Origin of the sequence: Xanthomonas sp. SI (genome assembly GCF_014236855.1) — a bacterium.
Lineage (GTDB): Bacteria > Pseudomonadota > Gammaproteobacteria > Xanthomonadales > Xanthomonadaceae > Xanthomonas_A.
In genome coordinates this window covers 2,881,141-2,892,923 of the sequence record NZ_CP051261.1, presented here as the reverse complement: position 1 = coordinate 2,892,923, position 11,783 = coordinate 2,881,141, and the positions used below count along the sequence as shown (strand labels likewise).

The following is an 11,783-nucleotide window of genomic DNA, read 5'->3' as shown; positions in this document are numbered from 1 at the left end:
GATCGGCTACGCTTCGCCGATGCGCCGTCTCCCTGCCCTGCTTGCCACCGATCCGGCCGCCCCGTTCCCGCCCGCGGCGAGCGCGTTGCGCGAACCGGAAGGGCTACTCGCGATCGGCGGCGACCTGACCGCGACGCGCCTGCTCAATGCCTACGCGCACGGCATCTTCCCCTGGTACTCGGACGGCGATCCGATCATGTGGTGGAGCCCGGACCCGCGCACCGTGTTCCGCAGCGACGCGGTGCGGCTGTCCTCGCGCTTCCGCCGCTCGCTGCGCCACTCGCCGTGGCGGGTGCGCGCCGACACCGCGTTCGCGCAGGTGATCGCCGCCTGCGCGCAGGCGCCGCGCCGCGGCCAGGACGGGACCTGGATCACCGCCGAGATGAGCGCCGCCTATGTCGCCCTGCATCGCGCCGGGCACGCGCACTCGGTGGAAGTGTTCGACGGCGAGGCACTGGTCGGCGGCATCTACGGCGTGGCGTGCGGACGCATGTTCTTCGGCGAAAGCATGTTCAGTGCGCGCAGCGGCGGTTCCAAGGTGGCGCTGGCGGCATTGGCCAGGCGCCTGCATGGCTGGGGCTGGCCGCTGATCGATGCCCAGGTCGAGAACGACCACCTGCTGAGCCTCGGCGCGCAGCGCTGGCCGCGCGCGGCGTTCCTCGACGCGGTCGCCACGCTGGTGGCCAAGCCCGCTCCACCTGGCCCGTGGACGCCGCATTTCGGCGAACTGGCGGCCGCGGAACTGGCCTTGCCCTGAGCGGGGTTAACGCAAACTTTGCATGCGGCGGCCGAGGCGAGTAAAATCCCCGCTCTTAAGGCCTTTGGCCGCACGCGAAATCGCACAGGAATACATGTCGAAAGACGACTCCATCGAATTCGAAGGCACCGTCAGCGAGACGTTGCCCAATACCACCTTCCGGGTCAAGCTGGAAAATGGGCACGAGATCATCGCCCACATCTCCGGACGCATGCGCAAGAACTACATCCGCATCCTGACCGGCGACCGGGTGAAGGTCGAGATGACCCCGTACGACCTGACCAAGGGCCGTATCACCTACCGCATGAAGTGACCGCCTCGCAGCGGTCGTGAAAAAGGCGGCCATCGGCCGCCTTTCGCTCGGTGACATCGCAAGGCGACTGCAAGTGCTGCAGCCGCCTTTTGTCGTGCCTGGCGTTCTAGCTAGCCGTCGTCACTCGACGGTCGCCGGCAGCAGGCGCTCCGGCTCGGCCTGGGCATCCACCACCAGCTCGCCCTCGCGCACGTCGATGGTGACGCGGCCGCCGCCGACCAGCTTGCCGAACAGCAGTTCGTCCGCCAGCGGGCGCTTGACCTTGTCCTGGATCACCCGCGCCATCGGCCGCGCGCCCATCAGCGGGTCGAAGCCGTGCTGGGCCAGCCAGTCGCGCGCGGTCGGCGTGGCCGACAGCGACACATGCTTCTCCTGCAGCAGCATCTCCAGTTCGATGATGAACTTGTCGACCACGCGCAGGATGTGGCTGAACGCCAGCGGCTGGAACTGCACCACCGCGTCCAGGCGGTTGCGGAATTCCGGGGTGAAGCTGCGGCGGATGCTCTCCATCGCGTCGGTGGAATGGTCCTGCTTGGTGAAGCCGATCGAGCGCCGCGAGGCCTGGGTGGCACCGGCATTGGTGGTCATCACCAGGATCACGTTCTTGAAGTTGGCTTCGCGCCCGTTGGTGTCGGTCAGCACGCCGCGGTCCATGACCTGCAACAGGATGTTGAAGATGTCCGGATGCGCCTTCTCCACCTCGTCCAGCAGCAGCACGCAGTGCGGGGTCTTGACGATCTTCTCGGTCAGCAGGCCGCCCTGGTCGAAGCCGACATAGCCAGGGGGCGCACCGATCAGGCGGCTGATCGAATGCGGCTCCATGTACTCGGACATGTCGAAGCGCACCAGCTCGATGCCCAGCTGCAGCGCCAGCTGCTTGGTCACCTCGGTCTTGCCGACGCCGGTGGGGCCGGCGAACAGGAAGTTGCCGATCGGCTTCTCCGGATTGGCCAGGCCCGAGCGCGCCAGCTTGATCGACGAGGCCAGCGTCTCGATCGCCGGATCCTGGCCGAAGATCACCATCTTCAGGTTGCGCTCCAGGTGCTGCAGCACGTCCTTATCGGTGGCGCTGACCTGCTTGGCCGGGATCCGCGCCATCTTGGCGACGATGGTCTCGATCTCCTCAATGTCGATCAGTTCCTTGCGCACCCCTTGCGGCAGCAGCCGCTGGCGCGCGCCGGCCTCGTCCATCACGTCGATCGCCTTGTCCGGCAGCAGGCGGTCGCCGATGTGCTTGACCGACAGGTCCACCGCCGCCTGCAGCGCGTCGTCGGCGTAGGTCACGCCGTGGTGCGCCTCGTACTTGGGCTTCAGGCCCTGCAGGATCTCGAAGGTCTCGCCCACGGTCGGCTCGACGATGTCGATCTTCTGGAAGCGCCGCGCCAGCGCGCGGTCCTTCTCGAAGATGCCGCGGTATTCCTGGAACGTGGTCGAGCCGATGCAACGCAGGTCGCCCGACGCCAGCGCCGGCTTGATCAGGTTGGAGGCGTCCATGGTGCCGCCCGACGCCGAACCGGCGCCGATGATGGTGTGGATCTCGTCGATGAACAGCACCGCGTTGGGCACCTTCTTCAGCGAGGTCAGCACGCCCTTCAGGCGCTTTTCGAAGTCGCCGCGGTACTTGGTGCCGGCGACCAGCGCGCCCAGGTCCAGCGAATAGATGACCGCGTCGGCCAGCACCTCGGGCACGCTGCCCTCGACGATGCGCTTGGCCAGGCCCTCGGCGATCGCGGTCTTGCCGACACCGGCCTCGCCCACGTACAGCGGGTTGTTCTTGCGCCGGCGGCACAACACCTGGATGGTGCGCTCGATCTCGTCGGCACGGCCGACCAGCGGGTCGATGCGGCCGTTGCGCGCCTGTTCGTTCAGGTTGCTGGCGTATTCGGCCAGCGCGTCGCCCTTGGCCTCGCCCTCGCCCGCCTCGCCCTTGGCCTCGCCGTCGGACGGCGCCGGGCTTTCGCCCTCTTCGCCGAGCTTGGCGATGCCGTGCGACAGGTAGTTGACGATGTCGAGCCGGGTGATGTCCTGCTGATTCAGGAAATACACGGCATGCGAGTCCTTTTCGCCGAAGATCGCGACCAGCACGTTGGCGCCGGTGACTTCCTTCTTGCCCGAGGACTGCACGTGGTAGACCGCGCGCTGCAGCACCCGCTGGAAGCCCAGCGTGGGTTGCGTGTCGCGGCCGTCGTCTTCGGCCAGGCGCGACACCGAAGCCTCGATGGCTTGCTCCAACTCGCCGCGCAGGCGCTCGGTATCGGCACCGCAGGCTTTCAGCACCGCCTGCGCCGAAGGGTTGTCGAGCAATGCCAACAACAGGTGTTCGACCGTCATGAACTCATGGCGGGCTTCCCGGGCGCGCTTGTAGCACTGGCCGATGGTTTGCTCGAGATCTTTGCTGAACATGGTTCACTCCGACGTCTGTTGCCAACAATATGCGGCTGGAGTTGCGAATTTCCACAACCCTATCGGATCAGTGTGTTCAGACCGCGTTAGTCCGGGCAAACCGGTGACCGACGCTTACCAATATCAGGCTTTTTCCATCGTGCACAACAGGGGATGCTGGTTCATCCGCGAAAACTCGTTCACCTGAGCTACCTTGGATTCAGCCACTTCGCGGGTATACACGCCGCAGACGCCGCGGCCGCGGGTATGCACGTGCAGCATCACCTGCGTGGCCTTCTCCAGGTCCAGCGAGAAAAACTGCTGCAACACGGTCACCACGAAGTCCATCGGGGTGTAGTCGTCGTTCAGCAACAGCACTTGGTACATCGGCGGGCGGGCGACTTCGGGCTTGCCGGTCTCCACCATTACGCCGTGGTCGTGGTCTGAAGAATTCTTGCGAGGCATGTGCCGATTATATACGGCCGCTGTCGGCCCGGATTGGACGATCGCCGATCCTGCCCGCACAATTCCCCTCCTTTGATGGCGCAACGCATGCATTCGACGAATTTCCGCACGGCCGCCCTGCTCGCCGCGCTCCTGGTGGCCTCGCTGCCAGCCGCCGCCGCGCCGGACCAGGCGCTTGGCAAGCGCCTGAAGGCGATGGGCTACGACGTCCAGGCCGATGCCGACGGCGACTACCAGTTGCTGTTCGGGCTTCGCGAACAGGGCCGCGAGCGCCAGCAGCTGATCTACGTGCGCTCGCCGGTGGAAAGCTTCGGCAGCTACCGGATCCGCGAGATCTGGTCGCCGGCCTACCAGGCCAAGGGCGACACCCTGCCCGCCGCGGTCGCCAACCGCCTGCTGGAAGACGCGCAGGCCGACATCCTCGGCGGCTGGGTGCGCCAGGGCGGCACCGCGGTGTTCGTGGTCAAGGTGGCCGCCGATGCCGACGACACCGCCTTGCGCGAGGCGCTGGAAGCGGCGGCGCGCGGCGCCGATGCGATGGATGCCGAACTCAACGCCGGCAAGGACGCGTTCTGATGGCGCTGGCTCCCGGCCCCTGGCAGCCCGATGTGACCGTGGCCACGGTGGTGGTCCGCGACGGCCGTCTGCTGCAGGTGGAGGAATCCATCGCCGGCGCGCTGGTGCTTAACCAGCCGGCCGGGCACCTGGAGCCGGACGAGAGCCTGCTGCAGGCGGCGCTGCGCGAGACGCTGGAGGAAACCGGCTGGCAGGTGCGGCTGACCGCGTTCATCGGCGCCTATCAATGGAAGGCCGACAACGGCCGCCACTACCTGCGCTTCGCCTTCGCCGCCGAGCCGGTCGCGCACGACCCGCAGCGGCCGCTGGACGACGGCATCGTGCGCGCCCTGTGGATGACCCCGGCCGAGCTGGAGGCTGCCGCGCCGCGCTGGCGCAGCCCGCTGGTGTGGCAGGTGGCCGCCGATTTCCTCGCCGGCAAGCGCTATCCGCTGGACCTGGTGCAGCAACTGGCATGAACGGCGCGCGGATCATGGTCGGCGTCTCCGGCGGGGTCGATTCGTCGGTGGCGGCCTGGCAGCTGGTGCAGCAAGGCGCCGACGTGGCCGGCCTGTTCATGCAGAACTGGGCCGACGACGGCAGCGGGGATTGCCGCGCCGAGGACGACCGCCGCGACGCGGTGGCGGTGTGCGGCCTGCTCGGCATGCCGTTCCACTTCCGCGATTTCTCCCAGGAATACTGGCAAGGCGTGTTCGCGCACTTCCTGGCCGAATACGCCGCCGGGCGCACGCCCAACCCGGACGTGCTGTGCAACCGCGAGGTCAAGTTCAAGCATTTCCTGGACGCGGCGCGCGAACTCGGCGCCGAACGCATCGCCACCGGCCACTACGCCCGGGTGGTCTTCGCCGACGGTCGCTGGCGGCTGCTGCGCGGGGTGGACCGCAACAAGGATCAGAGCTATTTCCTGCATCAGCTCGGCCAGGCGCAGTTGGCCGCGACCCTGTTCCCGGTCGGCGAGCTGCCCAAGGAACAGGTACGGCGCATCGCCCGCGAGGCCGGCCTGCCGACCCACGCGAAGAAGGACTCCACCGGCATCTGCTTCATCGGCGAGCGCGACTTCCGCGAATTCCTCGGCCGCTATCTGCCGGCCCGGCGCGGCGAAATCCGCGACCCGCAGGAACAGGTCGTGGCCGAGCATCCGGGGGTGTTCTATTTCACCCTGGGCCAGCGCGAGGGCCTGAACATCGGCGGCGTGCGCGGCCGCGCGGCGGCGCCCTGGTACGTGGTCGGCAAGGACGTGGCGGGCAACGTGCTGTACGTGGACCAGGACCGCGACAGCCCGCATCTGATGTCCACGCAGCTGCAGTCCGAAGCCGCGCACTGGATCGCCGGGTCGGCGCCGGCGCGGCGCTTCGACTGCACCGCGCAGACCCGTTACCGCCAGGCCGATGAGCCGTGCATGGTCGAGGTGGCCGACGACGGCACCCTGGCGGTGCGCTTCGCCCGCCCGCAGCGCGCCGTGACCCCCGGCCAGTCGCTGGTGCTGTACCAGGGCGACGAGTGCCTGGGCGGCGCCGTGATCGCCACCACCGATGCCCCGCTGCAACGCCGTCTGGCGCAGCGCACCGATCTACATGAGGAAACCACCCGATGACCGATTCCATGGACGCGCGCGTGCTGGCGCTGGCCGGCGTCGCCCAGGCCCTGCAGCAGGTGCGGCGCATCGCCGAGACCGGGCAGTCCGAGGCGTCGCTGGTGCGGACCCTGCTGGACAGCGTGTTCCGCACCGACGCCGACACGCCGGAGGCGGTCTATGGCCGGGTCGGCGACGTCGCGCCCGGGCTGCGCCTGCTGCACAACTATTTCCGCAACCAGGGCCAGGACGAGGCGCTGCCGCGGCTGGCGCTGGCGGTGCTGCAGCTGGAACGGCGCTTCGTGCGCGACACCGAGACCAGCGCCAAGGTCACCGCCGGCATCGCCCGGATCGCGCCGATGCTGGGCGAACACGCCGACAGTGCGCATCCGGAGATAATCGGCGCGCTCGGCCAGCTGTATGCGGACACCATCAGCCACCTGCGCCCGCGGGTGATGGTGCAGGGCAATCCGCATTACCTGGGCCAGGCCGGGGTAGTGGCGGAGATCCGCGCGCTGTTGCTGGCCGCGGTGCGCTCGGCGGTGCTGTGGCGGCAGATGGGCGGCAGCCTGTGGGATTTCCTGCTGGCCAAGCGGCGCATGATCGACGCGGTGGACCGCGCGCTGGGCTGAGCGTTGGCTGGCGGGGCGCTGGCGCTGCCGGCAGGGGCTCGATGCAGCGCACGTTTTTTTACCGCGCCGACGCGATCCGCTCCATCTGGCGGCTAAAGACCGAGGGGGTACGGCCGATACAGCAATTGTGAATCTGCCGAGAACGTCCATGTACTCACGCCTCCTAATCCGTCTGGCCGCCCCGCTCGCCCTGACGCTGCTGTTCCCCATCGCCGCCGGTTTCGATTGGCCGGCCCCGGTCCGTTGGGCCATCCTCACCACGATGACGTTGAGTTGGCTGGGCTTCGCCGCCTGGACAGCCTACAGCCAGAGCCGGCGCTCGCCGGAGCAGTCCAAGATCATGCGCGAGCAGGATCAGCTGCTGTCGGAGTTGCGCAACTTCGTCGGCAACGAGATCGAGGGCTCGCGCAGCGAAATCGAACGGGCCCGCGAACTGATCCGTCAGGCGGTCAGCGGCCTGGGCGGCAGCTTCGAGGCGATGAACCGCAAGTCGCGGCAGCAGAGCGTGGCGCTTGCGCGGATCGTGGACCGCGCCGGCGACGACGGCGGTGCCGGGGTCGACGTGGCCCGCTTCGCCCAGCATGCCAGCCACCGCATGGAGCAATTGGTCGAGGCGCTGGAACAGGTCAGCGGCCAGAGCAGCGCCACGGTGCATTACATCGACGACATGTCGCAGCACCTGGACGGCATCTTCGCCCTGCTGGAGGACGTCAAGTCGATCGCCGACCAGACCAATCTGCTGGCGCTGAACGCGGCGATCGAAGCGGCGCGTGCCGGCGAGGCGGGCCGCGGCTTCGCGGTGGTCGCCGACGAGGTGCGCAACCTGTCCGAGCGCTCGACCACCTTCAACGAGCAGATCCGCAAGCTGGCGCACAGCTCCAAGGACGCCATCGCCAAGGTCCGCGAGACGGTTTCGCACATGGCCTCGCGCGACATGGACCGTTCCCGCGAGGCGCGCGCCGAAGCCGCGTCGATGCTGGACAACGTGGCGGCGATCAACAATTCGCTGGGCGAAGGCATGCGCGAGATTTCCGAGTGCGGCCGCGCCATCGACAGCAGCGTCGCCGAAGCGGTGCGTTCCCTGCAGTTCGAGGACATCGCGACCCAGGCCCTGGGTGGCGTGCATACCCACCTGGACCGCCTGACCGCGATCAACCGCGAGGCTGTGGGCCTGCAGGAACTGCTGCATCGCAACGGTGGCGTGTTCGACAACGAACTGGTCGAGGCCCTGCAGCGGGTCGGCACCCGCCTGCGCGAGATGCGCGTGGAGTGGGAGCGTCCGCCGCACAAGGCGGTGGCGCAGCAGAGCATGGGCGCCGGCACCGTCGAGTTGTTCTGACCGATACCGCGTGCACCCCGTCCTACGATGAAACGACCAGTCCCCGGCCCTGTCCGGGGCTTGTCGTGTCTGCCCTCCTCCGACCGTTCGAGCCGATGCCTTTCCAGTCCCAGTCCCGAGTCGAGGCTATGTCCTGCGACGACCTGAGCGCCGAGCACGGCGTCCTGCCCGCTCACGCGCACCCGGCACCGGGTGCGGCCGCCAACGTCACGCCCGTCGTGGCGCGGCGGCAGCCGGGCAGCGCGCTGCGGCAGATGGAAATGCTGGCGCAGGACGAACTGCGGCAGATGCTCGGCGGGCGTGGCCCGACGGCGCAGAGCGATAGCATCGCCGACCTGATCTGGGCCGGACTGGCCTGGGACATGGGCCTGAGCGGCGCCGCCATCGCCGCGGCCGGCACGCCGCAACCGCTGCCGGGCTATGCGGCGCTCGCCGACAACGACTGAAGCGATCTGCGCGGGCTCTGTCCGAGCGCCGCAAAGCCCTGTAGGAGCGGCTTCAGCCGCGACAGAATCTATCGGTAACACCTGTCGCGGCTGAAGCCGCTCCTACATGGGCGCTGTCGCCTTGCGCATCGACGAAGTCAGCTGGGATTCTCCAGCGAGAACAGGTCCGCCTGCTTGTCGTAGGCGAAGTACTCGGCGTAGCGCGCCCAACTGATCACCGCCTGCACGGTTTCGGCCGCATAGTCCTCGGACATGTGGTCTTCCAGTTCGTCGCGGAAACGCCGCGCCGGCGCATGGTGGGTCGGGCGTTCGTCGAGCACGCGGCGGATGTGCGCGGCCAGCGGCACGTAGGTGGCCAGGTGCTGGGCGAACATCTGCTTGCGCGCGTCGGTGCCGAGTTCGGCGAAGCGCTGCCCGGCCGGGGTCAGCTGCAGGTCGCCCTGCTCGAACACAGCGAAGCGCAGCAACTGCAGGGTTTCGGCGATCGGGAACAGTTCGTCCACCTCCAGCTGCAGGCTGGCGGCCAGCGGCGGCAGGTCGGCGCGGCCGTGGTACGGCTCGGCCGCCACCGCCTCGACCAGGCCAGCCAGAAGGTTGCTCGACACCCGCGGCAGCACCATGGCGATGCCGCTGCCGGGGAATACGCCTTCGCGCGCCTGCGGCCGCTGCGGGCTGGCGGTCATGCGTGCGTAGATGTCGTCGACCAGGGCGCGGAACGCTGGCGCCAGGCGGTTGCGCGGCTGCGGCAGGGTGACCTGGATCTCGCCGATCACCCGGCCCGGATTGGCCCCGAAGATCACGATGCGGTCGCACATCAGCACCGCTTCCTCGATGTTGTGGGTGACCATCAGGATCGACTCGATCGGCATGCGCCCTTCTGACCACAGGTCGAGCAGGTCGGTGCGCAGGGTCTCGGCGGTCAGCACGTCCAGCGCCGAGAACGGCTCGTCCATCAGCAGCAGCTTCGGCCGCACCACCAGCGCACGGGCCAGGCCCACGCGCTGGCGCATGCCGCCGGACAATTCCTTCGGATAGGCACCCTCGTAGCCGTCCAGGCCGATCAGGTCGATCGCCGCCAATGCACGCCGGCGGCGTTCGTCGGCCGCCACGCCGCGCGCCTCCAGGCCGACCTCCACGTTCTGCAGCACGGTCAGCCACGGGAACAGCGCGAAGCTCTGGAACACCATCGCGATATCGTCGATCGCCTGGGTCGGGGTGGCGTCGCGGAACACGATGCTGCCGGCGCTGGGCTGCAGCAGCCCGGCGATGGCGCGCAACAGCGTGGACTTGCCGGAGCCGGAGCGTCCGAGCAGGCCGACGATCTGCCCCGAATGCAGGGTCAGGTCGACATCGTCCAGCACCACCAGCGGCGTCGCCCCGCCCTTGTCGTAGCTCTTGCGCACGCCGTGGACGCGGACCAGCGGGGCGCGCTCGGGCGCGCTTGCGGAAAAGGTCATGGTCGGAATCTCCAAGGAGGGTCAGTCGAAGCGCAGGCGGCGTTCGGCGAAGGCATACAAGCGCCGCCACACCGCGCGGTTGAAGACGGTCACGAACAGCGACATCACCGCCACCCCGAGCAACACCCGCGCGCCATCGCCGGCGGCGGTGGCGCGGGCGATGTAGGAGCCGAGCCCGTAGGCCTGCACCTGGGTATCGCCCCAGCTGGCGAGTTCGGCGACGATGCTGGCGTTCCAGGAACCGCCGGAAGCGGTCAGCGCACCGGTGATGTAGTACGGGAAGATGCCCGGCAGGATCACCCGCCGCCACCAGGTCCACGAGCGCAACTGGTAGACCGTGGCCGCCTCGCGCAGGTCGGTGGGAAACGCGCTGGCGCCGGCGATCACGTTGAACAGGATGTACCACTGCGTGCCCAGGATCATCAGCGGCGACAGCCAGATGTTCGGATTGGCGCCGGTGGCCACGATCGCCAGCACCGCGAACGGGAACAGCACGTTGGCCGGAAACGCGGCCAGGAACTGCGCCAGCGGCTGCACCCGCTGCGCGACCTTCGGGCGCAGTCCGATCCACACCCCGATCGGCACCCACACCACGCTGGCCAGCGCGATCAGCACCACCACCCGCAGCAGCGTGGCCAGGCCGCCGCCGAACGCTTCGGCCAGGTCGTGCAGGCCAAGGTGCTGGCGGCCGTAATCGAACGCGAACCAGGCCGCAGCCAGACCGGCGATGGCCAGCGCCGCGCTCCATAGCCGGTCGCCCCAGACGTTGCCGCTGGCGTCGTGCACGGAAGCGGCCGCCGGACGCGGGCGTCGCGGCGCCCAGCGCAGCAGCAAGGTGCGCTGCCAGACCCAGGCCAGCGGCGCGACCAGGCGCTTGGCCAGGCGCGTGCGCCGCAACAGGTCGTACAGCCACGATTGCGGCTTGTCCTGCGAGGCGGTGAGTTCGGCGCGGAACTTGTCCGACCAGGCGACGATGGGACGGAACAGCAACTGGTCGTACAGCACGATCAGCACACCCATCGCCAGCACCGCCCAGCCGACCGCGGCGAAGTTGCGCTGCGCGATCGCCAAGGCGAGATAGGAGCCGATGCCGGGCAGTTCCAGGGTGTGGTCGCCGACCGTGATCGCCTCGGAGGCGACCACGAAGAACCAGCCGCCGGACATCGACATCATCATGTTCCAGATCAGTGCCGGCGTCGCATACGGCGCTTCCAGCCGCCAGAAGCGCTGCCACGAGGACAGGCCGAAACCGCGCGTGACCTCGTCCAGGTCGCGCGGCACGTTGCGCAGCGACTGGTAGAACGAGTAGGCCATGTTCCAGGCCTGGCTGGTGAAGATGGCGAAGATCGAGGCCAGCTCCGCGCCGATCTGGCGGCCAGGAAACAGGCCCAGGAAGAAGGTCACGGTGAAGGTCAGAAAGCCCAGCACCGGCACCGACTGCAGGATGTCCAGCGCCGGCACGATCAGCCGCTCGGCGCGGCGGCTCTTGGCCGCCAGGGTCGCCACGACGAAGGTGAACGCCAACGAGGCGGCCATCGCCGCGAACATGCGCAAGGTGGTGCGCAGGCCATATTCGGGCAGCTGGCGCAGATCCAGCGAGACCGCTTCGGTGCCCGGCGGCGGCAGCGGCGCGCGCATGTCGGCGGCGCCGTGCAACAGCAGCACGCCCAGCGCCAGCAGCAGCGCGAACACCGCCAGATCGTGGAAATTGGGCAGCACGCCGGGGCGTGCGGCGACAGTGCCGGGCGCGTTGCGGTCGCGGGGGAATAGCACCATGGGAAGGTTCCGGCAGGACGGCGGCGCCAGCTGCGGCGCACGGGTTGGGAGGAGTGAGGGAAACAGG

General features: G+C 68.6%; 12 protein-coding genes. 8 read left to right on the top strand and 4 right to left on the bottom strand.

Annotated features, from left to right (window positions below):
• Positions 1 to 19: 19 nt before the first annotated feature.
• Both aat and infA read left to right on the top strand, forming a co-directional pair.
• Positions 20 to 757 carry a leucyl/phenylalanyl-tRNA--protein transferase gene (gene aat, locus HEP75_RS12015; protein ID WP_185823683.1) on the top strand — a complete coding sequence of 246 codons (738 nt, stop codon included), beginning with the start codon at positions 20 to 22 and terminating at the stop codon, positions 755 to 757.
• A 94-nt stretch (positions 758 to 851) separates the two neighbouring features.
• Entirely contained in the window at positions 852 to 1,070 is a 219-nt protein-coding gene (gene infA / locus HEP75_RS12010) for a translation initiation factor IF-1 (protein WP_004425677.1), read from the top strand.
• Positions 1,071 to 1,190: 120 nt separating this feature from the next.
• Here the strand turns inward: infA and clpA are convergent, their stop codons facing one another.
• Together clpA and clpS are read right to left on the bottom strand one after the other, a co-directional pair.
• Positions 1,191 to 3,473, bottom strand: coding sequence for an ATP-dependent Clp protease ATP-binding subunit ClpA (gene clpA, locus HEP75_RS12005; protein WP_185823682.1), 2,283 nt, complete (start codon positions 3,471 to 3,473; stop codon positions 1,191 to 1,193).
• A gap of 123 nt (positions 3,474 to 3,596) precedes the next feature.
• A complete protein-coding gene (gene clpS, locus HEP75_RS12000) occupies positions 3,597 to 3,917 on the bottom strand; it encodes an ATP-dependent Clp protease adapter ClpS (protein WP_046979857.1) in 321 nt (106 codons plus the stop codon).
• A gap of 75 nt (positions 3,918 to 3,992) precedes the next feature.
• Between clpS and HEP75_RS11995 the strand changes: the two genes are divergently transcribed.
• From HEP75_RS11995 to HEP75_RS11970, 6 genes are all read left to right on the top strand, one after another.
• Positions 3,993 to 4,493, top strand: a complete 501-nt coding sequence (locus tag HEP75_RS11995; protein ID WP_185823681.1) for a hypothetical protein — start codon at positions 3,993 to 3,995, stop codon at positions 4,491 to 4,493.
• The gene (locus HEP75_RS11990; protein ID WP_185823680.1) at positions 4,493 to 4,951 is read left to right on the top strand and encodes an NUDIX hydrolase; all 459 of its coding nucleotides are present in this window, start codon (positions 4,493 to 4,495) and stop codon (positions 4,949 to 4,951) included. Before HEP75_RS11995 ends, HEP75_RS11990 begins: the two co-directional genes overlap by 1 nt.
• Positions 4,948 to 6,087, top strand: coding sequence for a tRNA 2-thiouridine(34) synthase MnmA (gene mnmA, locus HEP75_RS11985; protein WP_185823679.1), 1,140 nt, complete (start codon positions 4,948 to 4,950; stop codon positions 6,085 to 6,087). Before HEP75_RS11990 ends, mnmA begins: the two co-directional genes overlap by 4 nt.
• Positions 6,084 to 6,698, top strand: a complete 615-nt coding sequence (hflD, locus tag HEP75_RS11980; protein ID WP_185823678.1) for a high frequency lysogenization protein HflD — start codon at positions 6,084 to 6,086, stop codon at positions 6,696 to 6,698. Before mnmA ends, hflD begins: the two co-directional genes overlap by 4 nt.
• A gap of 148 nt (positions 6,699 to 6,846) precedes the next feature.
• Positions 6,847 to 8,037: a methyl-accepting chemotaxis protein gene (locus HEP75_RS11975; RefSeq protein WP_185812878.1), complete on the top strand. Its 1,191-nt coding sequence runs from the start codon at positions 6,847 to 6,849 to the stop codon at positions 8,035 to 8,037.
• 128 nt (positions 8,038 to 8,165) lie between these two features.
• Positions 8,166 to 8,483, top strand: a complete 318-nt coding sequence (locus HEP75_RS11970) for a hypothetical protein (protein WP_185823677.1) — start codon at positions 8,166 to 8,168, stop codon at positions 8,481 to 8,483.
• A 137-nt stretch (positions 8,484 to 8,620) separates the two neighbouring features.
• Here the strand turns inward: HEP75_RS11970 and HEP75_RS11965 are convergent, their stop codons facing one another.
• The gene (locus tag HEP75_RS11965) at positions 8,621 to 9,940 is read right to left on the bottom strand and encodes a nitrate/sulfonate/bicarbonate ABC transporter ATP-binding protein (RefSeq protein ID WP_185812880.1); all 1,320 of its coding nucleotides are present in this window, start codon (positions 9,938 to 9,940) and stop codon (positions 8,621 to 8,623) included.
• Positions 9,941 to 9,961: 21 nt separating this feature from the next.
• A complete protein-coding gene (locus HEP75_RS11960) occupies positions 9,962 to 11,716 on the bottom strand; it encodes an ABC transporter permease subunit (protein WP_185823676.1) in 1,755 nt (584 codons plus the stop codon).
• Positions 11,717 to 11,783 lie beyond the last annotated feature (67 nt).

Excerpts from the sequence above, each read along its gene's own strand:
- aat (WP_185823683.1), top strand. The coding sequence starts at position 20 with ATGCGCCGTCTCCCTGCCCTGCTTGCCACCGATCCGGCCGCCCCGTTC.
- infA (WP_004425677.1), top strand. The coding sequence starts at position 852 with ATGTCGAAAGACGACTCCATCGAATTCGAAGGCACCGTCAGCGAGACG.
- clpA (WP_185823682.1), bottom strand. The coding sequence starts at position 3,473 with ATGTTCAGCAAAGATCTCGAGCAAACCATCGGCCAGTGCTACAAGCGC.
- clpS (WP_046979857.1), bottom strand. The coding sequence starts at position 3,917 with ATGCCTCGCAAGAATTCTTCAGACCACGACCACGGCGTAATGGTGGAG.
- HEP75_RS11995 (WP_185823681.1), top strand. The coding sequence starts at position 3,993 with ATGGCGCAACGCATGCATTCGACGAATTTCCGCACGGCCGCCCTGCTC.
- HEP75_RS11990 (WP_185823680.1), top strand. The coding sequence starts at position 4,493 with ATGGCGCTGGCTCCCGGCCCCTGGCAGCCCGATGTGACCGTGGCCACG.
- mnmA (WP_185823679.1), top strand. The coding sequence starts at position 4,948 with ATGAACGGCGCGCGGATCATGGTCGGCGTCTCCGGCGGGGTCGATTCG.
- hflD (WP_185823678.1), top strand. The coding sequence starts at position 6,084 with ATGACCGATTCCATGGACGCGCGCGTGCTGGCGCTGGCCGGCGTCGCC.
- HEP75_RS11975 (WP_185812878.1), top strand. The coding sequence starts at position 6,847 with ATGTACTCACGCCTCCTAATCCGTCTGGCCGCCCCGCTCGCCCTGACG.
- HEP75_RS11970 (WP_185823677.1), top strand. The coding sequence starts at position 8,166 with ATGTCCTGCGACGACCTGAGCGCCGAGCACGGCGTCCTGCCCGCTCAC.
- HEP75_RS11965 (WP_185812880.1), bottom strand. The coding sequence starts at position 9,940 with ATGACCTTTTCCGCAAGCGCGCCCGAGCGCGCCCCGCTGGTCCGCGTC.
- HEP75_RS11960 (WP_185823676.1), bottom strand. The coding sequence starts at position 11,716 with ATGGTGCTATTCCCCCGCGACCGCAACGCGCCCGGCACTGTCGCCGCA.